This window comes from Aldersonia sp. NBC_00410, assembly GCF_026342035.1.
In the GTDB taxonomy this organism is placed as follows: Bacteria; Actinomycetota; Actinomycetes; order Mycobacteriales; family Mycobacteriaceae; genus Aldersonia.
Genome location: NZ_JAPENM010000012.1, coordinates 23,712 through 47,468 on the forward strand (window position 1 = coordinate 23,712; position 23,757 = coordinate 47,468).

The 23,757-nt window shown below is 67.2% G+C and carries 20 protein-coding genes and 1 pseudogene; 13 read left to right on the plus strand and 8 right to left on the minus strand.

The window, feature by feature from the left end; translation table 11 throughout:
* Positions 1-50 precede the first annotated feature (50 nt).
* From OG921_RS23265 to OG921_RS23310, 10 genes are all read left to right on the plus strand, one after another.
* Entirely contained in the window at positions 51-854 is an 804-nt protein-coding gene (locus OG921_RS23265) for a GNAT family N-acetyltransferase (protein ID WP_266114923.1), read from the plus strand.
* Positions 851-1,771: a 1-acyl-sn-glycerol-3-phosphate acyltransferase gene (locus OG921_RS23270; protein WP_266114924.1), complete on the plus strand. Its 921-nt coding sequence runs from the start codon at positions 851-853 to the stop codon at positions 1,769-1,771. The genes OG921_RS23265 and OG921_RS23270 overlap by 4 nt, the downstream gene beginning before the upstream one ends.
* Positions 1,772-1,812: 41 nt before the next feature.
* A complete protein-coding gene (locus OG921_RS23275) occupies positions 1,813-3,078 on the plus strand; it encodes a cysteine desulfurase family protein (protein ID WP_266114925.1) in 1,266 nt (421 codons plus the stop codon).
* Positions 3,078-4,184, plus strand: coding sequence for a tRNA 2-thiouridine(34) synthase MnmA (mnmA, locus tag OG921_RS23280; RefSeq protein ID WP_266114926.1), 1,107 nt, complete (start codon positions 3,078-3,080; stop codon positions 4,182-4,184). Before OG921_RS23275 ends, mnmA begins: the two co-directional genes overlap by 1 nt.
* On the plus strand, positions 4,181-5,221 hold the full coding sequence (locus OG921_RS23285; RefSeq protein ID WP_266114927.1) for a methionine synthase: 1,041 nt from the start codon (positions 4,181-4,183) through the stop codon (positions 5,219-5,221). Before mnmA ends, OG921_RS23285 begins: the two co-directional genes overlap by 4 nt.
* Before the next feature lie 31 nt (positions 5,222-5,252).
* On the plus strand, positions 5,253-7,367 hold the full coding sequence (gene ligA / locus OG921_RS23290) for an NAD-dependent DNA ligase LigA (protein ID WP_266114928.1): 2,115 nt from the start codon (positions 5,253-5,255) through the stop codon (positions 7,365-7,367).
* Positions 7,368-7,425: 58 nt separating this feature from the next.
* Positions 7,426-8,124, plus strand: coding sequence for an SDR family oxidoreductase (locus OG921_RS23295; protein ID WP_266114930.1), 699 nt, complete (start codon positions 7,426-7,428; stop codon positions 8,122-8,124).
* The gene (locus OG921_RS23300) at positions 8,121-9,173 is read left to right on the plus strand and encodes an S-adenosylmethionine:tRNA ribosyltransferase-isomerase (protein WP_266114931.1); all 1,053 of its coding nucleotides are present in this window, start codon (positions 8,121-8,123) and stop codon (positions 9,171-9,173) included. Before OG921_RS23295 ends, OG921_RS23300 begins: the two co-directional genes overlap by 4 nt.
* Before the next feature lie 72 nt (positions 9,174-9,245).
* Positions 9,246-10,217: an RNA polymerase subunit sigma-70 gene (locus OG921_RS23305; protein ID WP_266114932.1), complete on the plus strand. Its 972-nt coding sequence runs from the start codon at positions 9,246-9,248 to the stop codon at positions 10,215-10,217.
* A gap of 132 nt (positions 10,218-10,349) precedes the next feature.
* Complete coding sequence (locus OG921_RS23310; RefSeq protein WP_266114933.1) at positions 10,350-10,844, plus strand: GNAT family N-acetyltransferase; 495 nt, start codon at positions 10,350-10,352, stop codon at positions 10,842-10,844.
* On the opposite strand, the gene OG921_RS23315 is transcribed toward OG921_RS23310, so the two are convergent.
* Positions 10,837-11,487: an amino acid-binding protein gene (locus OG921_RS23315; RefSeq protein WP_266114934.1), complete on the minus strand. Its 651-nt coding sequence runs from the start codon at positions 11,485-11,487 to the stop codon at positions 10,837-10,839. The two genes, OG921_RS23310 and OG921_RS23315, sit on opposite strands and share 8 nt — an antisense overlap.
* Before the next feature lie 237 nt (positions 11,488-11,724).
* Between OG921_RS23315 and gatC the strand changes: the two genes are divergently transcribed.
* From gatC to OG921_RS23330, 3 genes and pseudogenes are all read left to right on the plus strand, one after another.
* Positions 11,725-12,024, plus strand: a complete 300-nt coding sequence (gatC, locus tag OG921_RS23320; protein ID WP_266114935.1) for an Asp-tRNA(Asn)/Glu-tRNA(Gln) amidotransferase subunit GatC — start codon at positions 11,725-11,727, stop codon at positions 12,022-12,024.
* Entirely contained in the window at positions 12,021-13,511 is a 1,491-nt protein-coding gene (gene gatA, locus OG921_RS23325) for an Asp-tRNA(Asn)/Glu-tRNA(Gln) amidotransferase subunit GatA (protein ID WP_266114936.1), read from the plus strand. The genes gatC and gatA overlap by 4 nt, the downstream gene beginning before the upstream one ends.
* 870 nt (positions 13,512-14,381) lie before the next feature.
* Positions 14,382-14,833 (plus strand): annotated as a pseudogene (locus tag OG921_RS23330) (amidase family protein); the annotation flags it as partial.
* Positions 14,834-14,928: 95 nt separating this feature from the next.
* Here OG921_RS23330 and OG921_RS23335 read toward each other — a convergent pair.
* The 7 genes from OG921_RS23335 to OG921_RS23365 all read right to left on the minus strand — a co-directional run bounded on the left by OG921_RS23335 (position 14,929) and on the right by OG921_RS23365 (position 23,653).
* Positions 14,929-15,192 carry a hypothetical protein gene (locus OG921_RS23335; protein ID WP_266114937.1) on the minus strand — a complete coding sequence of 88 codons (264 nt, stop codon included), beginning with the start codon at positions 15,190-15,192 and terminating at the stop codon, positions 14,929-14,931.
* Positions 15,193-15,908: 716 nt separating this feature from the next.
* A complete protein-coding gene (locus OG921_RS23340; protein ID WP_266114938.1) occupies positions 15,909-16,388 on the minus strand; it encodes a hypothetical protein in 480 nt (159 codons plus the stop codon).
* A 1,040-nt stretch (positions 16,389-17,428) separates the two neighbouring features.
* A complete protein-coding gene (locus tag OG921_RS23345) occupies positions 17,429-18,187 on the minus strand; it encodes a hypothetical protein (RefSeq protein WP_266114939.1) in 759 nt (252 codons plus the stop codon).
* A gap of 371 nt (positions 18,188-18,558) precedes the next feature.
* The gene (locus OG921_RS23350; RefSeq protein ID WP_266114940.1) at positions 18,559-19,311 is read right to left on the minus strand and encodes a hypothetical protein; all 753 of its coding nucleotides are present in this window, start codon (positions 19,309-19,311) and stop codon (positions 18,559-18,561) included.
* A 219-nt stretch (positions 19,312-19,530) separates the two neighbouring features.
* A complete protein-coding gene (locus tag OG921_RS23355) occupies positions 19,531-21,675 on the minus strand; it encodes a molybdopterin-dependent oxidoreductase (protein ID WP_266114941.1) in 2,145 nt (714 codons plus the stop codon).
* A gap of 86 nt (positions 21,676-21,761) precedes the next feature.
* A complete protein-coding gene (locus OG921_RS23360) occupies positions 21,762-23,129 on the minus strand; it encodes an alpha/beta-hydrolase family protein (RefSeq protein WP_266114942.1) in 1,368 nt (455 codons plus the stop codon).
* Positions 23,126-23,653: a hypothetical protein gene (locus OG921_RS23365; protein ID WP_266114944.1), complete on the minus strand. Its 528-nt coding sequence runs from the start codon at positions 23,651-23,653 to the stop codon at positions 23,126-23,128. Before OG921_RS23365 ends, OG921_RS23360 begins: the two co-directional genes overlap by 4 nt.
* Positions 23,654-23,757 lie beyond the last annotated feature (104 nt).

A 23,757-nucleotide genomic window follows, 5' to 3' on the forward strand; every position in this document is an offset into this window, starting at 1 on the left:
CGACACTCGGCGGACGGGCGGACGCCGCACTGCGGCGATAGACAACAGCCATGACCACACCAGTCATGGAAACAGTCCGCCGCCGCTACTCGCTCGTCGTCTCCTCCGACCGCACGCACAGGCTGGCCGCGCAACGCCTGCGCTACGACGTATTCGCCGCGGAGCCCGGCTTCCGGCTACCGCCGAACGCGCACGGTCTCGACGAGGACCGCTTCGACCGTTACTGCGACCACCTCCTGGTTCGCGACGAGGCCACCGAACGCTTCGTCGGTTGCTACCGCATGCTGCCTCCCGATGCCGCCGTCGCCGCCGGGAGTTATTACACCGAGTCCGAGTTCGACCTGTCCGCCTTCGCCGCGCTGCGCCCGCACCTGGTCGAGATGGGCCGCGCCTGCGTCCTGCCCGACCACCGCAACGGGTCGGTGGTGCCGCTGATGTGGGCAGGCGTGCTGCGCTACCTGCGGCTTACCGGCCACACCTGGCTGATGGGCTGCGTCTCGACGCCGATGCGCGCCAACCAGGCCAACCCGGTCGGCAGCGAGGTGCAAGGAGTACGTGACCTGGTGCTGCGCCGGTACGCCAGTGCACCCGAACACCGAGTTCGCCCGTATCGCCCGGTCGTCGTCGACGGCCGGTCACTCGATGACCTGCCTGCCCCGGTCGGGTGGCGGCTGCCACCGCTGCTCAATGCCTACCTGCGGATGGGTGCCTCGATCTGCGGGGAACCGGCGCACGACCCGGATTTCGGTGTCGCCGACTTCGTCGCATTGGTCGGACTGCACGAGGTCAACGAGCGCTACCTGTCGCGGCTGCAGGCGGCAGCCGCAAAACTCGACGAACCGGTTTCGCGATGAGCGGCGCGGGTCGCGCACACGCCTGGATGCCCGTCTCGGCGTGCACCGCGGCCTGTATCGATGCCGGGGGCGACCGCGTCGGCCCGGCGATGGCTGCCGCACGGGCAGCCGGAATCCTGGGTGTGCTCGCCGCGTACCCGGCGGCGCTGCTGGTCGGTCGGGGGCGGCGCGAGGAGGTGCAGCGACGCTACGCCCGCGCGGTGCTCCGCTGCCTCGGCATGCGGGTGCGAGTGGTGGACCGCCGGAAACCGCCGCGCGACGATGCGAGATTCGCCACACCGGGCCGGGGCACCCTCGTCGTCGCCGGTCACGTCGGGTGGACCGACGTGCTCGCGATCGCCTCGGTGCAACCGGTGAGTTTTGTCGCGCGCGCCGACCTGGCGGAGTGGCCGGTGATCGGCCCGATCGCCGAGTTCACCGGAATCGTGCCGATCGACCGGGCCCGGCTGCGGCAGCTGCCCGGTGTGGTGACCCGGATCGGCGACCGGCTCGCGGCGGGTGACTGCATCGCGGCTTTCCCGGAGGGCACCACCTGGTGCGGCAAGGCATACGGACCGATGCGACCTGCGCTTTTCCAGGCCGCGGTGGATTCCGGGGTGCCCGTCGCCCCGGTCGCGCTGCGGTATCTGCGTGCCACGGGCGAGCCGACGACGGTGGCCGGTTTCGTCGGCGAGGACTCGCTGCTCGGTTCGGCGGTTCGGTTGTTGCGCGCGCGTGGTGTCGTCGCCGAGGTGGTATTGCTGCCGGTCGAAGCGCCGGGCAACGACCGCCGGGAACTCGCGGCGCGATGTGAGCGCGCGGTGCGCGGCTATCGGCCACCGGAACCATCCATGCCCGCGGTGTTGCCGGCTGCCCGCGCCGTGGAGGTCCGGGAGCGGCCGGTCGCGATCGCCGGCGCGCTGGCCCCGGCCTCCTGAGACCGGGGGCGCTGTCGGGGCCGGGCTATCCTGGTTGGGTCATGACTTCGGCACAGCCGGGTGCACACGGCGCGCCCACCCCGGTCTACCTCGATCACGCAGCAACCACGACCATGCTGCCTGCTGCCATCGAGGCGATGACGGCTGTCTTCGCGACCACCGGCAACGCGGCTTCGCTGCACGGTTCCGGCCGCGCCGCGCGACGTCGCGTCGAAGAGGCCCGCGAATCGATCGCCGCCGATCTGGGGGCGCGGCCGTCCGAGGTTATCTTCACCTCCGGTGGCACCGAGAGTGACAACCTCGCGCTGAAGGGCATCTTCCTGGCTCGCCGCGATGCCGAGCCCCGCCGGAACCGGATCCTGGTCAGCACGGTCGAGCATCATGCGGTGCTCGACGCGGTGGAATGGCTCGAGCGCCACGAGGGCGCGGTGGTCACGCTGCTTCCGGTCGACTCCGACGGCACGGTGGCGCCGGCGTCCCTGCGCGCGGCGCTGCGCGAGTATGCCGAGGAAACCGCGCTGGTCAGCGTGATGGCCGCGAACAACGAAGTCGGCACGATCATGCCGATCCTCGAACTGGCCGGAATCGCCCGCGAGTTCGATGTCCCGATGCACAGCGACGCGGTGCAGGCCGTCGCGCAGCTGCCGTTCGACTTCACCGCGAGCGGGCTCGCCGCGGCCAGTATCGCGGCGCACAAGTTCGGTGGCCCGTTCGGAACGGGTGCTCTGCTGCTCGGCCGGGACGTGCCGTGCGCGCCGCTGCTGCACGGCGGCGGGCACGAGCGCGACCTTCGCTCGGGCACCCCGGACACCGCCGGCGTGGTCGGCATGGCCGCCGCGCTGCGCGCCACCGTCGCCGAACTACCCGAGCGCGCCGAGGATCTACGGGCACTGCGTGACTACCTGATCGAGTCGGTGCGCGCGATCGCCCCCGATGCCGTGCTGAACGGCCCGGCGGGCGAGCGTCGGCTGCCCGGCAACGCGCACTTCACCTTTCCCGGTTGTGAGGGCGATTCGCTGCTGATGCTGCTCGACGCCGCCGGAATCGAGTGCTCGACCGGTTCGGCCTGTACCGCCGGTGTGGCCCGGCCAAGTCACGTGCTGGTGGCGATGGGTGTCGATGCTGCGGAATCCCGTGGCTCGCTGCGCTTTTCGCTCGGTCACACCTCCACCAAGGCCGACGTCGACGCGCTGGTTGCGGCGCTCCCGCAGGTGCTCGCGCGCGCACAGGCCGCCGGTTTGACCTCCCCCCGCACAGTGTCGAGCGACGAATCGGTAAGCGCGGGCGTACCGGAAGGAGCGTTCTGATGCGTGTGCTCGCCGCGATGAGCGGTGGCGTCGATTCCGCTGTGGCCGCGGCCCGTGCGGTCGATGCCGGACACGACGTGGTCGGGGTGCACCTGGCCCTGTCCGAGGCCCCTGGTGCGCTGCGCACCGGATCGCGCGGCTGCTGCTCGCGCGAGGACGCGGGCGATGCCCGGCGTGCGGCCGATGTGCTCGGAATCCCTTTCTACGTATGGGATTTCGCGGAGCGCTTCAAGGAGGACGTGATCGACGATTTCGTCGCGTCCTACGCCGCGGGCGAGACGCCGAACCCGTGTCTGCGCTGCAACGAGAAGATCAAGTTCGCCGCGCTCGCCGACCGCGCGGTTGCGCTCGGCTTCGACGCCGTCGCGACCGGGCACTACGCCCAACTCGTCGACGGTGAGCTGCGGCGCGCCGTGGACGCCGACAAGGATCAGTCCTACGTGCTGGCGGTGCTTACCGCCGAGCAGCTTTCGCGCGCAATGTTCCCGGTCGGGGATACCCCGAAGCCGCAGATCCGGGCGGAGGCCGCCGAGCGCGGGCTCGCGGTCGCGGACAAGCCGGACAGCCACGACATCTGCTTCATTCCCTCCGGCGATACCCGGGCCTTCCTCGGCGCCAAGATCGGGGTGCGCCCCGGCAGCGTCGTGGACGACGATTCCGGCGAGGTGCTCGCCGAGCACGAGGGCGTGCACGGTTTCACCATCGGACAGCGCAAGGGGCTCGGCGTCGAAGGCCCGGCCGCGGACGGCAAGCCGCGCTACGTTACGGCGATCGAACCGGATACGGGCACTGTGCGGGTCGGCTCGGCGCAGCGCCTCCAGGTCTGGACGATCGGCGCCCAGCGGGCGATCTGGACTTCCGGGCATGCTCCCGAGGGGCCGGTGGAATGTGTCGCGCAGGTGCGCGCCCACGGCGGCACCGCGAAGGCGATCGCCGAGGCTGCGGGCGACGGTCTCACCGTCCGCCTGCTCGAGCCGTTGACCGGAGTCGCGCGCGGCCAGGCCGTCGTGGTCTATCAGCCCGATTCGGGCGGCGACATCGTGATCGGCAGCGGCACTATCAGCACAACAAGCGCGGATCGACCGACCGCGGTCGCCACCCGGTGACGGCCGACGAGGTTCGCCGTTCGCCGTTCGCCGGCGTCGCCACCGGGGTGGGTTCGTGGCCGGGCATCGACCCGCGCGAGGCCGCGGCGACGATGGTCGGCGAACTGGCCGACCTGCCGTATCTGCCCGAACTTCCCGGCCGCGGCCTCGGTGCCGACCTGGTCGGACGGGCAAGCGCCCTGCTGGTCGACATGCAGTTCGACACCACGACCCGCGCCTACCGGATCGCGTCCCGCCCGAGCGCGGTGTCGCGCCTGGCCCTCGACTACCTGCGTGCCGACCTCGACGCCATCGAGGAAGCGTGGGAGATTGCCGGACGCAGCGGCGGCACGTTCAAGGTGCAGTCGGTCGGGGCGCTGACGCTCGCGTCCGAGGTCGAACTCGCCAACGGTCATCGCGCGCTCACCGATTCCGGTGCGGTCCGCGATATTGCCGGATCGCTCGCCGAGGGGCTCGCCCAGCACGTCGGTGAGCTACGCAGACGCCTCGGTGCCGAGGTGGTGGTGCAACTCGATGAGCCGTTGCTGGGCACCGTGCTCGCAGGCAGCTTGCCGGGGGTGACCGGGCTGGACCAGGTCCGCGCCATGCCGGCGCCCGACGCGCTCGACATCCTCGACTCCGTGATCCGCGTCGTCGGCGCACCGGTGGTGGTGCATACCTGCGCCGCATCGCCGCCGCTGGCACTGCTGCGCCGCAGCGGGGCCGCCGCCGTGAGCATCGACGTCGCGCAGCTGACTGCGCGCGATCTCGACGGCGTGGGCGAGCTGCTCGATGCAGGCAAGGATCTGCTACTCGGCCTGATCCCGACCACCGAGCCGGAGCCGCGGCCGACATGGCGCGAGGTCGCCAAGCCTGCGGTGACGGTGATCGACCGCCTCGGCTTCCCCCGGACCGTGCTGCGCGACCGGGTCGGTGTGACGCCGGCATGTGGACTATCCGGTGCCTCGCTGGACTGGGCGCGTGTTGCGCTTCGGCTGTCTACCGACGTGACGGACGCGTTCGCGCAGGAAGCCGAGACGCTCACCTACACGTCCTGAGCTGTCGGCACGCTCGACTAACCTGCACGGTGTGACCCAGAACGATTCCGACTCGGTTCAGGAAGCGCCCGAAGCCGCCGGGCAGGAGGACCGCGAGCGGTGGCAAGAGCTTGCCGACGAGGTGCGCGAACACCAGTTCCGCTATTACGTGCGGGACGCCCCGATCATCTCCGACGGCGAGTTCGACAAGCTTCTCGGTGAGCTGAACGCACTGGAAGCGGCCCATCCCGATCTGCGCACGGCGGATTCACCCACCCAACTCGTCGGCGGCGGCTTCGCGACCGATTTCGCGGCCGTGGATCACCTGGAACGAATGCTGAGTCTGGACAACGTCTTCGACGAGGAATCGCTGCGCACCTGGATCTCCCGCAGCGAGGTGGAAACCGGGAAGGACGTGCACTACCTCTGTGAGGTGAAGATCGACGGTGTCGCACTGAACCTGGTGTACGAGAACGGCATCCTGACCCGCGCGGCCACCCGCGGCGACGGGCGCACCGGCGAGGACGTCACGCTCAACGCCAAGACCATCTCCGATATCCCGCACCGGCTCACCGGCCACGACGATTATCCCGTCCCCGCGGTGCTCGAAGTGCGCGGCGAGGTGTATTTCCGGCTCGAGGATTTCGCGACGCTCAACGCCGCGATCGTCGCGGAAGGCAAACCCCCGTATGCGAATCCGCGCAACACCGCGGCCGGTTCGCTGCGCCAGAAGGACCCGGCGGTCACGTCGCGTCGCAACCTGCGGATGTACTGCCATGGTTTCGGGAAGCTCGAGGGGTTCGTGCCGCGCTCACAGTTCGAGGCCTACGTCGCGCTCGCCGCGTGGGGGCTGCCGGTCTCCCCGCACACGCGACGTGTGCAGGGTGCTGACGCGATCATCGAACGAGTCGAGTACTGGGGCGAGCACCGGCACGATATCGAGCACGAAATCGATGGTCTGGTGGTCAAGGTCGACGAGATGTCGCAGCACCGCAGGCTCGGCAATACCTCGCGCGCGCCGCGCTGGGCGATCGCTTACAAATATCCGCCCGAAGAGGTCACCACCAAGCTGCTCGATATTCAGGTCAATGTCGGTCGCACCGGTCGAGTGACGCCGTTCGCGGTGATGGAGCCGGTAACGGTGGCGGGGTCCACGGTGGCCATGGCGACGTTGCACAATGCGTCGGAGGTCAAGCGCAAGGGTGTGCTCATCGGTGACACGGTGACGATCCGCAAGGCCGGTGACGTAATTCCGGAGGTGCTCGGGCCGGTTGTCGACGTGCGGCCCGCCGATGCGCGCGAATTCGTCATGCCGACGCACTGCCCGGCGTGTGGCACGAAGCTTGCCCCCGCCAAGGAGGGGGACGCGGACATTCGCTGTCCCAACACTCGGTCGTGCCCGGCGCAGTTGCGCGAGCGGGTCTTTCACGTTGCCGGCCGTGGCGCGTTCGATATCGAGGTGCTCGGCTACGAGGCAGCGGTCGCGCTGCTCGATGCCGAGGTGATCCAGGACGAGGGTGATCTGTTCTCGCTCACCGAGGACCAGTTGATGCAGACCCCGCTGTTCACCACCAAGGCCGGCAAGTTGTCCGCCAACGGAAAGCGGCTGCTCGACAATCTCGCTGCCGCGAAGGACCGGCCGCTGTGGCGGGTGCTGGTAGGTCTGTCGATCCGGCACGTCGGTCCGACGGCGGCGCGCGCCCTCGCGACCGAATTCGCGAGTCTGGAACGGATCGAGTCGGCCTCGGAGGAGGAGTTGAGCGCGGCGGAGGGAGTCGGCCCGACGATCGCGACCGCCGTGGTGGACTGGTTCGGCGTCGACTGGCATCGCGAGATCGTCGCGAAATGGCGGGATGCCGGGGTACGCATGGAGGACGAACGGGACGCGTCCATCGAGCGGAATCTCGACGGAATGTCCATCGTCGTCACCGGTTCGCTGGACGGCTTCTCGCGCGATCAGGCGCGGGAGGCGATCTTGCTGCGCGGTGGAAAGGCCGCGGGGTCGGTCTCGAAGAAGACCGCGTTCGTGGTGGCCGGTGAGGCGCCTGGCTCCAAGTACGACAAGGCGATCGAGCTGGGTGTACCGGTGCTCGACGAAGCGGGCTTCCGTGCGCTGCTCGACGGCGGGCCGGACGCCGTTGCGGTGTCCGCCGAAACCGACGCTTGACCTCAACCTATCTTCAGGTTTCACGATGGACCTCGTAGTCGATGCGAGGGAGTGCGTGATGACGAATCGGAACACGGCGCTGATCACCGGTGCGTCGGCGGGGCTCGGTCGAGCCTTGTCCCGGCAGTTGATCACCGACGGATGGCGAGTGATCGGAACCGCTCGAGGTGCGCAGCGCCTGCAGCGGGTCGGGGACGAACTGGGACCGGACTTCCTCGCTGTGCCGGGGGATATCACCGATCCAGTGCATCGGACCGGGCTGGGCCTGCTCGTGGGCGGGTACGGCGGCCTGGACCTGCTGGTCAACAATGCCAGTCGGCTCGGGCCGAGCCCGATGCCGCGGCTGGAGCGATACCCGCTCGACGAGTTCGGTCGGGTGTTCGACACGAATGTGATTGCGCCGCTGGATCTCATCCAGATTCTGCTGCCCGCGCTGCGGGCGGCCGACGGTGTCATCATGGATATCAGTTCGGATGCCGCGGTGGCCGCGTACCCGGGTTGGGGTGGCTACGGCGCCTCGAAGGCGGCACTCGACCAGCTCGGTGCGGTGCTGGCGGAGGAGACTCCCGAGTTGCGGGTCTACGCGGTCGATCCCGGCGATATGCGCACCCAGATGCATCAGGCCGCGTTCCCGGGGGAGGACATCTCCGATCGGCCGGAGCCGGCAACGGTGGTGCCGGCGCTGCTGCGATTGCTCGGCTCGCGACCGCCCAGTGGGCGATACGTTGCCGCGGACTTGGCGCAGGTGCCGGCATGACCGTACTGGCCGAAAAGAACAATGCGACAGTCGAATTCGTCCTTCCACCCGATCGCGAGGCGGCCGCGCCACCGGAGGCGCGGGGGCTCGAGCGCGACGAAGTGCGACTGCTCGTGTCGCAGGCGGGCGTGGTCGCGCACAGTGTGTTTCGCGACCTGCCGCGATTCCTGCGGGCCGGGGATCTCGTCGTGGTGAACGACTCGGCGACCATGTCGGCCGCTGTCGATGCGCGACTCGGTGACACGCCGGTGGTGCTGCACCTGTCGACGTGGCTCGACGACGGTCGCTGGGTCGTCGAAGTGCGTTCCACCGACGGCAAACCCGGCCCGTGGGCGGAACTCGACGAGGAGGCGACCGTGCTGTTGCCCGGCGGCGTCGAGGCGCGGTTGCACGAGCCGTGGCTGCTGCCGGCCCGACGGCTATGGACCGCGTCGATTTCCGGTGACGACGACATCCGCGATTGGCTGCCACAGCATGGCAGGCCGATCAGCTACGCCTACGTCCGTGAGCGCTGGCCTGCGCGCTACTACCGCACGGTTTTCGGTCGTTCGTACGGCAGTGCGGAAATGCCAAGCGCAGCAAGACCGTTCACCGATCATATGGTGACCGATCTGGTGACGTCCGGAGTCGTCGTCGCGCCGATCACGCTGCATACCGGCGTGTCCTCGCCCGAACAAGGCGAACCGCCGAGCCCGGAGCGGTTCGACGTACCGGCCACGACTGCACGGCTGGTGCGCCAGACGCGGGCAGCGGGGGGCCGCGTCGTCGCGATCGGCACCACGGTGACCCGGGCGTTGGAATCGGTCGCCGACGCCGATGGCGAGGTATGCGCCGGCTCCGGCTGGACCGACCTGGTGCTCGGACCGCACCGACCCGCCCGCGTAGTGGACGGCCTGGTCACCGGCTGGCATGCGCCGGGTGCCTCGCATCTCATGCTGCTCGAAGCGGTCGCCGGTGCCGACGCCGTGCGCGCTGCCTATCGGGCGGCGCTGGGCGGTGGATACCTGTGGCACGAGTTCGGTGACAGCGCCCTGCTCCTGCGGCGATAATCGCACCCGAGGCGATGAGTTTCCGGCGGTGGACTCGTCTACATGGGTACCAACGACCCGCGGAGGGAAACCATGACCGTCACCACCGACGAATCGGCGTTCGCCGAGCAAACCGAGCAGTACCGCCACGAACTGCAGGTGCACTGCTACCGGATGCTCGGCTCCTTCACCGACGCGGAAGACCACGTACAGGAGACGCTGCTGCGCGCGTGGCGCCGGCGCGACGGCTTCGAGGGCCGCTCCAGTCTGCGAGCCTGGCTGTACCGCATCGCCACCAATGCCTGCCTGGACACGTTGCGGCGCCATCCCGAGCGCGTGGTTCCGGTCGGCGTCGGCGGCGAACCTGCGCCAACGGATGTGCCGTGGATCCAGCCCTACCCCGACCGACTGCTGGACGCCGCGAGCCCCGTCGACGATCGACCGGACACGATCGCGATCACCAGGGAGAACATCGAACTCGCCTATCTCGCGTCCATTCAGTTGCTGCCACCGAACCAGCGCGCGGCACTCATCATCCGCGATGTACTCGGCTGGTCGGCGAAGGAGACCGCGGACCTGCTCGACACCAGCGTCGCGGCCGCGAACAGCGCGCTGCAACGTGCCCGCGCCACAATGGCCGAGCACCGACCCGCGCCGTCCGATCAGTGGGCGCCCGCCGCGGATCCCACCGCAGAGGAGCGAACGGTCCTGCAGCGCTACATCGACGCCCATCACCGCGCCGACGCTGCCGCAGTGGTGGAGTTGCTCCGCGAGGATGTGCGCTGCACGATGCCGCCGCAGCCGATGTCCTACGTCGGCCTCGACGCCCTGACCGAATTGTTCGGCACCGTCGCCTTCGGGGAGAAGGCGTTGGGCGAATTCAGGCTGGTCGAGACGAGCGCCAACCGGCAGCCGGCGGCGGTGAACTACATTCGCCGCTGGGATGAGACCGAATTCCGGGCGGAAACGATCGACGTGCTGCGCATCGAGAACGGCCGCATCACCGAAATCACCGCATTCGAGGGACGCCTGGTCGGGGCGTTCGGCCTCCCCGAGGTGCTCTGAACCCGCTCCCGGACTGCGTTGATCACGAGAGAATGGCCCCATATTTCGGCGTGTCGGGGGCGAGATGCTCGTGATCAACTTCGGGGGGTGGAGCCCCAGCGACGAGGCGCGTCCGGCGGTTACGTTGGACTCGTGGACAACGTGATCATTCGCGCCGCTTCCCCCGAGCAGTACGACGAGATCGGTGCGCTGACGGTCGAGGTGTACGTCGACGGCGGGTTCATCCCCGAAACTTCGCCGTACGCGGCAGAACTCGGCGATACGGCCAACCGTGCGGCATCTGCCGACATCCTCGTTGCGGAACTCGACGGGCGAATCGTCGGGTCCGTGACGGTCGCCCGGCCCGGAACGATCTATGCGCGGCTGGCGGCACCGGACGAGATCGAGTTCCGGATGCTCGCCGTCGACAAGTCGGTTCGGGGTAGGGGAGTGGGGACCACATTGGTCCGGCATGTGCTCGCTCTTGCTGCTGCCGAGGGATTCCGGGGCGTCGTGATCACCACGATGGATCAGATGGTCGATGCGCGCCGCATCTACGAGCGACTCGGCTTCGTCCGTGTCCCCGAACGCGATTCGGAGGTCGCTCCGGGCTTCGTGCTCCCGACGCTGGAGTACCGGTTCAGCTGAGTACAGTCGCGATGATGCCGGCAAGGTAGCCGAGGCGCGCGATTTCCGACGGCCGGAATTCCGGTCCGCCGGGGCGGCCGAGCACGAGTGCCTTGCCGGTGTTGCCGAGCGGAGCCGCGGCAAGCTTGGTGTTCATGTCCTTCCACAACTTCGGCACCCAGTCGCCCTCGTCGTCGAGGATCGTCGGCTTCTCCAGCGGCATCCAGGGCACGTCGCCGGCGTGGGTTTCGGGCGCACCGGAGCTGCCGGCCACGCGGTAGGCGCCGTTGGGGCCGACATCCATCACGGTGCTCCAGCCGACGCGAAGCACGCGCGGTGCGCCGTCGACGAGGGTCTGGAGCCGGTCGTCGCGTGCCGCCGCGACATGGTCGATCAGTTCGAGTTCGCGATGCGTGTCCAGCATCCCGGCGAACGGCCGGATCGAATCCACCCGGACGCCGTCGAGCGCCTCCGCGGCGCTGAGCAGTGTGTCGGGCAGCGAACCGGGCCCGACGTCGACCACGAGATCATCGACGGCATATCCGGCGCCGCGCTCGACCACGTCGAGCGACAGAATGTCGGCACCGACGGATCCGAGCGCCAGTGCCAGCGCGCCCAGACTGCCCGGGCGATCCGGCAGCTGCACGCGAAGCAGGAATGACACGTACGGTCCTTTCTCCGCCGCGAACGTCGAACCCCCGGCTCGGCGACGGTGCACGGCAATGGGGCAGTGCACAGCAATACTGACACCTTGTCGCGTCGAGTTCGACCCGGGCGCGGACCGCGGGCGGGCGCCGTGAGCACCGAAACCCGACGTAGCTAGGCTGTTCGCAGACCTGTGCGCGACTTCGTCTCGCGGCGGTCGCCCACCTTCGCATCGAACCTGAAAGGGGCGCACGCGGTGCCTGCCATCTCGCGCGACGAGGTTGCCCACCTCGCCCGGCTGTCCCGGCTCGACCTCTCCGAGGCCGAACTCGATCAATTCGCAGGTCAGCTGGATTCGATCCTCAGCCACGTGCGCGCGGTCGCCGAGGTCGCGGCCGACGACGTGCCCGCGACGGCGTCGCCCAACCCGGTCGCCAATGTGACCCGGCCGGACGCACCAGCCCCGAGTCTTACTCCCGAGCAGGCGCTTTCCGGTGCACCCGCGGTCGACCAGCAGCGTTTTCAGGTGCCGCAGATCCTGGGGGAGGCCGAATGAGCGACGCCGATCTCACTACGCTGTCCGCCTCCGAGCTGGCCGGACTGATCCACGCCAGGGAGGTGTCCTCGGTCGAGGTCACCCGCGCGCATCTCGATCGCATTGCCGCGGTGGATGGCGGGCTCAACGCGTTCCTGCATGTGGCCAACGATGCCGCGTTGCAGGCGGCCGCAGCGGTGGACAAGACGCTTGCCGACGGTGGTGCGCCCGTCTCGGCGCTCGCGGGTGTGCCGCTCGCACTCAAGGACGTCTTCACCACCACCGATATGCCGACCACCTGCGGCTCGAAGATCCTCGAGGGCTGGGTTTCGCCCTACGACGCCACGGTGACCACCAGGCTGCGCGACGCGGGGATTCCGATCCTCGGCAAGACCAACATGGACGAGTTCGCGATGGGCTCCTCGACCGAGAACTCGGCGTACGGGCCGACCCGCAATCCCTGGGGCACCGACCGCATCCCGGGTGGTTCGGGCGGTGGCTCCGCGGCGGCGCTGGCGTCGTTCCAGGCGCCGCTCGCGATCGGTACGGACACCGGTGGTTCGATCCGCCAGCCTGCCGCGGTGACCGCGACGGTCGGCACCAAACCGACCTACGGCACGGTGTCGCGCTACGGACTGGTCGCGTGTGCCTCATCGCTCGATCAGGGCGGGCCGTGTGGTCGTACCGTGCTCGATGCCGCGTTGTTGCACGAGGTGATCGCCGGTCACGATCCGCGCGACTCCACCTCGGTCGATGCGCCGGTTCCCGCGGTGGTGGCGGCCGCTCGGGCCGGTGCCGGCGCGGATCTGCGTGGTGTGCGGATCGGAGTGGTGAAGGAACTGCATTCCGACAGTTACCAACCGGGCGTGATCTCCTCGTTCGATGCGGCGGTCGCCGAGCTCACCGACCTCGGCGCCGAGGTGGTCGAGGTGTCGTGCCCGAATTTCGAGTACGCGCTTGCGGCTTACTACCTGATCCTGCCCAGCGAGGTGTCGTCGAACCTCGCGCGCTTCGATGCGATGCGCTATGGACTGCGGGTCGCGGACGACGGAAACCACAGCGCCGAGCAGGTGATGGCGGCGACGCGCGCGGCCGGCTTCGGCCCGGAGGTCAAGCGTCGCATCATGATCGGCACCTACGCGCTATCGGCTGGTTATTACGACGCCTATTACGGGCAGGCACTGAAGGTGCGCACGCTGATCGCGCGCGATTTCGACCGGGCTTACGAGAAGGTCGACGTGCTCGTCTCGCCGACGAGCCCGTTCACACCGTGGAAGCTCGGCGAGAAAGTCGACGATCCGTTGGCGATGTATCTGTCTGATCTGTGCACGCTGCCGACGAACCTCGCTGGGCACTGCGCGATTTCGGTGCCGTCCGGGCTGTCGAAGGACGACGGCTTGCCGGTCGGGTTGCAGATCATGGCGCCCGCGCTCGCGGACGACCGGTTGTATCGGGTGGCTGCGGCGTACGAGACCGCGCGGGGAGCGCTGCCGACGCCGCCGCTCTGAAACCGTGGCTAGGCGAAGGAAGTCCATTCGCACGGCTCGGCTCTTTGCCGCTCGGACACGTTGCTCGTACCGAGGTGTCGCTGATGCTTGGTAGGGCTCGACCGCCAGGCGGCTGCTACCCGGGGACGTCCGGGCACATTGTGGACGAGCCGAAGCCGTTTACGGTGCATATAAAGGAACCGAAGGCGGAACCGAGGCTTCCGGCGCCACTTCCGGCGTCACTTCCGGTGCCGCTTCCGACACTTTGTGCGAACGCCATGCCCGAACCGCTGAAGCTGATCATGGCTGCAGCGGCGATACCGACAATCGCTGCGCTCCTACGATGCTTTCGAATCATCCTGAATCTCCTTGGTGTAGAGCCTTCACTACCGAATGAATTGCCGGAACGCACTTAGCGAGCCATCGCGTAGGTCGTCGACGGACGGCGGGACCGCGCGTGTCCCGGGGCCAAGCCGGCTATCACTCCCGCCACCCGATCCGGATGGTTGACCGGCTCAGACGGTCTCGGCTGGGTTGTCACGAGCGCTGCCAGGCAGCAGCGCGAACTCCCAGCGGTGGGAGTTGAGGCTGACCGAGGCGATGTCGCTGCCCACGGCGTACCAGAACTGGGCGCGATAGCGAGAATTACCGAGTCCGTACTGAAACGGCCGTGGTCCATGCCCTACCGCCGATCAATCGAGGACGGTGCTGGGAACCTCGGAACGGCTATGTTTCCCCGGGGAATCCCGCGACAGTTCTTGTCTACGCGGGGCAATTGCGAGCCGGGGTTAGAATCTCACGCATCGTTGCGGAGTTGTTATGTAGTCGTTCCGGACTTCGAATCAGAGTCGCAATAAAGGGCCGACGGGAAATCGCCGAGTCCACGGAAACCACAGCGCCGAGCAGGTGATGGCGGCGACGCGCGCGGCGGGCTTCGGGCCGGAGGTCAAGCGGCGCATCATGATCGGTACCTACGCGCTATCGGCTGGTTACTACGACGCCTATTACGGGCAGGCACTGAAGGTGCGCACGCTGATCGCGCGCGATTTCGACCGGGCTTACGAGAAGGTTGACGTGCTCGTCTCCCCGACCAGCCCGTTCACTCCCTGGAAGCTCGGCGAGAAAGTCGACGATCCGTTGGCGATGTATCTGTCCGATCTGTGCACGCTGCCGACGAACCTCGCTGGGCACTGCGCGATTCGGTGCCGTCCGGGCTGTCGAAGGACGACGGCTTGCCGGTCGGGTTGCAGATCATGGCGCCCGCGCTCGCGGACGACCGGTTGTATCGGGTGGCCGCGGCGTACGAGACCGCGCGGGGAGCGCTGCCGGTGCCGTCGTTCTGACTGTCCTGGAGGTGCAGCTCGGCGGCCGGTACCCGACAAAGATCGACCCCAGGACCGGCGCGAAGCGGATCCTGGGGTCGATCTGGTGCGGACTACTACGGGGTTGCGCAGGCGTCGACGCTGCTGAAACTGCCGTTGAAGAACTGGCAGGCCAGCGAACCGAAGCTGGAACCGCCGGCGTTCGATCCGCCGACGTTGCTTCCGGCGCCCTCGCTACCGAAGCTGGGCCCCTCGCCGTTGCTTCCGAGGGCCCCTCCCTCGCCGCTCTGTGCGAACGCCATGCCCGAACCGCCGAAGCCGATCATGGCTGCCGCGGCAATACCGACTATTGCTGCGCTCCTACGATGCTTTCGAATCATTCCTGATCTCCTCGTTCTCGCAGTTGATTCAGATGGCCATACTGATGCGGAATGCCGCAGCCGTTGACTCAATGGAGTTGTTCGACGGTCCGAGTGATCGGCTCGAGCCTGCCACGCGGTGCGGACCCCCTTGTCGCCCTAACCGAGAGGGGAATTGCGCGGGGCGCCAAGCGATCCCCGTGAATTCTTCCCTCGAGTATTTGGTTTACTCCCTCCGAAACTGTCGCGTTGGCAAGATCACGCATCGTTACGGAGCCGTGACCAAAACGCTTCCCGCACTTGTATTTAAGTTTCGAACAAGTTGCCGGAATCGTCGAAATGTCCACTACCGATATTCTGACCATGTGGGGATTCACAATTGCCGATGGCAAACGGAGCGCAACCTTAATTCACTCGAGAATTCCGACGACCCCGCAGAATCTCGCTGGATTTAAAGTGCTTGATGGTGTTTCGCGTGGAATGTGCCTCGTGTACATCGGGTTTCGGGATGTTAGCTGCTGGTGCCGGTGGTCGGCACGGGACGGTAGCTGAGATTGCCAAAGGATCTGCCTAGCGAGCGAACCCGCAGGGCGAGGTCGTCGGCGGCGTGTTTGTAGCCGGATGGGTAGTAGACCGTGTCGAGCCTTCGCTTGCATCTCGATGGCGGGAAGGCGGCGACATCGAAATGGCCCGGGCCTACGTCGGCCCGGGCCACTTCCATGAGTCAACGGTGAGGGCTAGTTTCCGCTGCCGCTACTGCCGCCGCTACCACCCGTGCTCGCGGAGAACGGGCCGGGCTCGAAGTTCCAACGATCGCAACCGAAGCGAATGGCGTCGGCGTGGCCAGTCGCTGCTGGGCTGGCGCCACTGCCGCCCAACAACACGCCATATTGGGTGACGTATGCATCGGGATTCGCGGCCGCAATCTCCTGCAGCGTGGCGGTCGGCCGAGGTGATACGTTCTGTCCGCTCGCGAGGCCGCCGATGTCGCGGGTGCTCCACCATTGGCCATTTTTCAGACTATCGGCGTCCGCCCAGTTCGGCCCACCGCCGCCATTGAGTAATGGTTCCCAAACAAGGCTCGAGAATCCGTTCGAGCCGCCCACGGCACCGTTGATCCGCAGTTGGAACGTCGTCGTGCCGTCGTAATCGTAAGCGAGGTCGCCGCCGAGTACGTTGTCGAGCTGCACGTCGTTCGCGTCGTGGAAGTAGTTCACTATGGTGCCGGCCGGAGCCGTCAGGTCGAGGGAGCCGAGTCCTGGTTGTCCCCCCGGGCCGAATACGAATTCCGGTGCCCGCCCATCTTCATCCGGCGCCCAACCGCGGTTGAAGAAGGGGAATACCACGCTGTTCGTACACCTGTCGTTGCTGCCGCTGCCCGAGCTCAGATCGCCGCTGCCCGAACTCAGATCGCCGCTCTGGGCGGCGGCGGGTGCCGCGATTCCGATCGTCAGGCCGGCGGCCGCTGCGACGACCGCGCTCGTCCATGTCGTAGAACGAAGTTTCATAAGGTAACGCCCCCTGGAGGTGGGTTGGTGAGAGCAGAGTGCCATCGCTGAGAATTCGCCGAGTCGTGAATTAGCCCCCGACCCGCATGTCTCGGTCTACCGGTGACCGAATGCGACAGAATCGGAAAATCGGAAGCTGATGCGTGATCGTGACAACTTGTGACGATCGGCAACGGATGGGTTTCGATCTGGATATTCGGGTGTTGAATTGTCGATGCTGTGCATAGGTCGGCCCGGCCGCGTTAGCCGAAAATTCGCGCGCTCCAATGTGGCAACGCGCGCGAAACATGCATCTGCAGAGAGGAAGTGACATCAGGCCTGTTGTGTCGGACGCCGTCCCGCGACACCTTCCGCCGGCAATTGATATGAAATCGATCGACTATCGGACGGGGGCTTCTCGCAACAGAAATGTCGCACCCCGTGATCGGTGCGTGACCTGCGACTTCGTCACAGCTTGATTTTGCGGCACTTCTGGGGAATCTGACACAGCGTCATTTTTGCATCGAAATATCTACGTGGCGAAAGCTTCTCGAATGTCGATCTCAACCAGGCGCGAAGTGACGCCCAGTGCGAAGAATGTTGTGGAGGAGCATCGATTCCCGGTAGCCCGAAGTTATCCGAAGCGTGAAAGCGTCCACCGCAGAGCGAATCTGCACCACGGCGGGATGGCGAAACCCCGCTTCTGGGGCGGGAGAAGCGTACCCAGGCCTGTTCCGGCCCGGGTCACCTCACGACCGCTCGATCAGCTGTTAGCTGCTTCCGACACTGCCGCCGCTCAATCCGCTACCGGCACTCCCGACGCTACCGACGCTACCGCCGCTCAAGGGAGGCAGGGGTGGCAGTCCGGGTTCGAAATTCCACCCATTGCAGCCGAATTCGAGCGTATCGACCCACGCCGGCTGGATGATGCCGCCGTCGGACGAGCCGAAGAGCACGCCGTATTCAATGACGTAGCCGCTGGGGTTGTCGGCGAGGATAGCGGCGAGCGACCTCGAAACGGTTTGGTCGGGCTGACCGTTGATTGCGGCCGTGCTGATCCAGTTTCCGGTCGAGAGACCGGTCTTTTCGGTCCAGGTGTTTGCGGCGAAGCCACCGTTCTTCTCGGGGGCCCACAACAGCGTCGTGAAGCCATCGGCCTGGTTGTCGAGTCGATTCATGCCGAACAGGCGCAGTTGGTAGGTGGGGCCGAAGGACCCATCACCGGCGAACTTGTACGACAGCGGGAATTGAGCCTCCGCCACCCGTGCTAATGGCGTGTTATCGGCTGGGTGGAAGTAATCGACGACCTCCCTGTCGGGGGTTGCTGTGGTCATGTCCAGCGACCCCCTACCCGAGAGGCCGCCGGAAAGTTCGGGGCCGACGACGAAACCTGGTGTGGCGGCGTCCGCCGGGTCGGGCGTGGACCAGTTCCAGGTGAGCTGCGGCGTGACCTCGGCCTGTACACAAATACCGCCGACACCGCCTTCCCCGCTGCCCGAACTGCCGACCTGGCCTGCGGCGGGCGCCACGAAACCGATTGCCGCTCCGGCAACGGCCACGAAAGCGGCCGCTGTCATGCCGATACCACGAATATTCATCGATCCGCTTTCTGCTGGTTCCGGTAGGTGGAGGCGGGGCCATAGCACCGCCTCATACCGGCAATAGGACCCCGACGACTTCCGGTCTACCCGCGGGGCCGTTCGGTGATGACGAAAAGGGGCCAGACGTCGCCCATTCGTGACGGCAGGTGAGTGCGGGTAACGAAGAGGTATCGAGCGCGAGGTGGATATGGAGAACTTCTGCATGCCCCGTTGCGAGTAGCACACGCAGAACGGTGTGGACGTGGAAGTGGCCCGGGCGTGCTCCGGCCCAGGCCACTTCCCGCTCACTCGATCAGTCGCTAGCCTCCGCTGCCGTTGCCTCCGTTGATGACGGTGCTGCCTCCGCTGCCGTTGCTGCCGGTGTCGAGCACGGTGGGTTCGAATTCCCACTTGTCGCAGCCGTATTGAATCGTGTCCACGTACGCGGTTGCGTTCGGCTGGCCGGAGCCGACCTGAACGGCGAGCGAGGCGACCACCGCGTCCGGGTTGGCCTGCGAGATCTCGTGCAAGGTGGCGTATGTATTGACCGGTGCTCCGGCGATATCTCTGGTACTGAGCCAATTGCCGGCCGCTAGATCGTTGTCCGTTGTCCACTCTTCGGGATACTGGGCCGGCTCGAAGCGCAACGTGCTGTAGCCGCCGGTCCCACCGCCGATCGCGCGGTAGATCGTCAGTTGGAAGGCGACGGCGCCCCAGTACGTCCAGCCGAGTTTGCCGTCGGCAACCTCGCTCAGCGGACGCAGATAGCCGAAGTGCGTGTAGTTGACCCGATCGTTGGGATCGTCGCTTGTTGTGAGTTCGATCGAGCCGTCGCCGGACGGTCGGCCAGGACCTTCGACGAAGTCCGGCCTGCGTCCGTCCAGGTTGATCCACCCCGCTGTGGAGTCCGGCGAGACCTCGACGGCCGGTGGACATACGCTTCCCGAACTACCCCCGCTAAAGTTGCTGCTCAGGTCGCCGCTCTGCCCTGCGGCGGGTGCTACGAAACCGATTGCGGCTCCCGTAACGGCCACGAACGCAGCCGCCGTCAGCCTGGTGAAACGTCTGTTCATTTGTGGGCGCTCTCTGCTGGGTTCAATTGGGCCGACGTTGCGTGGGATGCCACCCGAACGCCGGAAGAGAATCCCCGACCCACCTCGGTTTACTCGCGAGCCCGTACGGTGATGATAATAACTACCTGTTCGTTGCCTATTCGTGACCGAAGGCGAGCCCGCGTGACGAAGAAGTATCGAATCCCGCGACTGACTGACGTCGAATCAATGGATTCCGGGTTATACCGCCGAAACCCGCACCTGGGTCGAGTTCACCGCCGCGTTGCCGGTGAACGTGTCGGTCGTTGCCGTGTCGTGCAGGAGATTCACGTTGGCGCCGGGGTGAGCCGCCGCGGTGGACCATCCGACGCCCTTCTCGTCGTGCCCCCAGCCGTGCGGAATGGCAACGGTGCCAACGCGGATCTCGTCGCTGACTTCCACCGGAACTTCGATGGTGCCGACGTTCGACGCGACATTGACGGGCTGACCGTCGACAAGCCCGCGCGCCGAGGCGTCCTCCGGGTGCATCAACACCGTGCACCGATCGCGGCCCTTCACCATCGATTCGATGTTGTGCAGCCAGGAGTTGTTCGACCGCAGGTGCCGTCGCCCGATGAGGTGCAGGTCGTACTCGGTGCCGTTGCGGGTACTCGAATCTTCGCCGAGCAGCCGCTTTGTCTCGGCAACGAATTCCGGTGGCGCAACATGGACTTTGCGGTCCGGGGTGGCGATCAGCTTCGCCAGCCGTGGCACGAGTGGGCCGAGGTCGATTCCTCCGGCGCTGTCCTTGACCTTCTTAATGGTCATGCCGCGGCGCGGGCCCTTGCGCAGCACACCGTGCGGGCCGAGCGCGACACCGAGAGCCGACATGCGCATGGGGCTCAGCCGACGCACGACCGCCCAGGCGAGCCGATTGGTGAACCGACGCAGCGGCACCGGCGCCACTTCGAGTGTCAGGCGGGCGAGGATCTCCCAGTCCTCAGGCGCACCGGGGGCCGGTTCGATCGCCCGCGCGTTGTACCGCGCGTTGTTGTGCACCGAGAACACCGGGAACAGGATGTCGAACTCCTCGCGCTCGAGATGCGAGATCGGGGGCAGCACGACATCCGCATGGCGCGAGGTTTCGGTGAGGTACATATCCACCGCGACATAGAAATCCAGCTTGTCGAGCGCTTCGTCGAGTCGTCCCTTCTGCGGCGTGGACAGCACTGGATTGCCCGCATAGGTGATCAGCGCGCGAACGGCTTCGGCGTCGTCGGCGAGCATTTCGTCGGCAAGGCCGACCACCGGCAACTCCCCGCGGAACGACTTGCGGGTCCCGGTGCGATCGGTCCACGCGCCGTAACCGGAACCGAAGCGCCGCAGTGCGGCAGCCATGTCGATTGGGGGAGTTGTGTACATCTGCCCGCCCGGCCGGTCGAGATTGCCGGTGACCGCATTGAGTGTGTTCACCAGCCAGTGGGTGATCGTCCCTGTGGTCTGCTGGCATACCCCGATGCGCGCGTAAACCAGAGCGGACTTTGCTTCGCGGTGCTCGCGAGCGAGGCGCCGGATGGTGTCCGCGTCGACCCCGGCCCGCGGGGCCATCGCCTCCGGCGTGCAGGGCGCGACGAGTTCGGCCAGGTCGTTCCAGTCGGCGATCGCGACAGTCGAATTGGGTGCGGTCATACCGTCGGCGAAAAGCGTGTGCAGGATGCCGAGCAGTAGAAACGCGTCACCGCCCGGCCGGACCGCGACGTGCTCGTCGGCGAGTCGGGCGGTCTCGGTACGCCGCGGGTCGATGACGACGACCTTGCCGCCGCGCTTGCGGATTGCGCGAATCCGGCCCCTGGCGTCGGGCATCGTGGTGACCGAGCCGTTCGAGACGGCGGGATTGGCGCCGAGAATGACCAGTCGATCGGTGCGGTCTATGTCGGCGACCGGCGCCAGCACGTTCGATCCGTACATCTTCCAGGCCGCGAATTCCTGCGGGAATTGATCGATGGAGGACGCGGTGTAGAAGTGGTGTGTCATCAGCGCCATGCGCAGCGCCATGCCGTACATCACCGATGGGCTGTGGGCGGCGGGATTGCCCAGATACATCGCGACCGCATTGCGCCCGTGCTTGCGCTGCACCCGGCGCAGGTTCTCGCCGATGAGTGCGTAGGCCTCGTCCCAGCCGATCTCCTCGAAGCCGTCGCCGACCTTGCGCATCGGGCGGCGAAGCCGGTCCGGGTCGTGATGCAGGTCGCCCATCGCCGTCGCCTTGGGGCAGATGTAGCCGTGCGACAGGACGTCGTCGGGGTTGCCCTCGATGCGTGTGACGTGCTCATTTTCGACGGTGACGAGAATTCCGCAGTGCGCCTCGCAGAGCGTGCATTGACGTGCGGTCGTACGAGTGCTCATGGGTGGCCCTCTCGTGAGAGTTCTCTGTGACGAAACTATCACCGACCATCGCACACGGTCCGGCACCGGCGACAGTCCGGACCTTGCTAATGGGTGCAACCCGGCATGGCGGTGCCTTGGTCCGCACCGTATCGGTGCCCGTGACCGGTCGGCATGTTCAGCGCGGACAGCAGATCGACCGAGGTCTGCAGAAAGGTGACGACAGGCAGCCACCGCGGGCGAGGCGCATCCGGGCGGGCGGCGTCGAGTCGTGGCGGCCGCACCAGCAACCGGGGTGACCACCACACCACCGGATCCGAGGCATTGGCCAGTACCGCACCCGTCACCGTGGAGGTACCGGCCGGTGGTCCCGCATACATCGCGCCACACGGTGCGGGGCGCGGCTGCGCGGCCGCTGCCGCAACACCGATCGCGCCGAGGCTCTGCCCGTACAAGTACACCCGCGGCCGGCGATCGGGTGCGAGACGCGAAACGTGCTCGGTGACAGCTGCGTACAACCGAGCGGACGACTCCGTGGCGCTGTTTCGATCGAACACGAACGTGGCCCAGCTCGGTGCCGCCGAGTACTGCACGGCCACCTCGGCCACGTCACCGTCGAATCGTCGCTCCAAACCGGCCACCGCGTCGGCGTCGATCCAACCGGAACCGGTCGGCACCGTCACCACCATGTTGGACCTGCCGAACCCGCCCGCTCGGTCGAGTTCGCGAATCGCGAGCCGGACCCGCGCATCCGGATCCGGTGCGGAAGCGAGACCGACGTAGGTCCGCACCACCGAGTCCGGGGCGGGCGCGGCGACGAACCGGCGGCCGTGTGTACCGAGCGACTCCCACGGGGTCAACGAGTCCGGGCCGCCCGACCTGGCCGGTGACGCGGGTCGGGCCACGGTTCGGTCGACGGACGAGTCGACTGCGCTGGCATGAGCGAGCTGCGGAGGCGTCGCTGGTACCGCCAAACACGCTGTTGCGCAGGCGGACACCGCGAGGGCGGCTAGCCGTGGGCGGGCCCGGGCTCGGCGCAGTCCTGCCCCGACGAGTTGGGCTGTACCAGCGAGCGCGGCGGCCACCGCAACACCACCGGCCAGGACGAGGACCCAGTAGTCCGGTCCGATCCGGCTTGCACCCATCGCGGTACGCAAGTCGTTCTGCCAGTGGTGTGCACGAAGAACGAACGACCCGATCAGCACGGCGCCCCCGGCGGCCACCGCCAAGGACGTCGCCGAGGAACTTCGTTCTGTACTGGGTCGCAATGCTTTCCACAACTTTGCGCCAAGCATGCCCAGCGCCAACAATAGCCCGGTGAGTGCGGCCTGGATCGCCGCGGAGCGGGGGAGCAGCGCGGGGCTCAGGGCGACCGAGCCGGCCAAGGTCAGCGCGACGGTAGTCGCGATGCGTGGCGCCGCGACCGAACGCGCGCGGAACCGGACCGCGGTGGGCAGATCGATGGCGGCGCTCATGGCGTCCCGTAAGACTGGCGCGCCGAATTCCAGTACACCGCCGTCGCGGCGACGTTGGCCATCGTGAAGCAGAACGTGCGGGGGACGCCGGAGCGTGCGTCGCACGCCGTGTGCAGTCGCGCGTCGAGTTGCCGATCGAGTGCCTTGCGGGCCCAGTCACCGAGGGGCGCACCGGTCCGGTCTGCGTACCGCAATATGTCATAGCCGAGATCGTGTGCTTTGCAAGGTATTTCGAATTCGTGTGGCAACGATACGGGGGACGAGCAGTTGCCGAGGGGATTGACCAGCATGCCGCCGACGAGGGTGGGTTGGTAACCGGCCGCGGCGGCGAAGCCTGCTGGGACCGCGCGGGCAGCGGCGTCGGTGTCGGTGTCGGCGCCGGTCAACAGGTCGATTGCCGCCGCGGACGCGCTGTACGTAGGTCCGGATTCGGGGATGTGTGCATCCGCGCGAGGCGGGGCGACGGTCGCCGTCACGGCGATCGCCACGCCGACGGCCAGCACGCTCAGAGTCGATATCTGCATGCCGCCGAAGCTATGTAGTGCCGCTACCCGGAGACGTCACTCGCAGCGGTGGATTCGCCGTCCCACCGACAGGCGATACGACCTCCGGGCTCGTACCGGAGGGT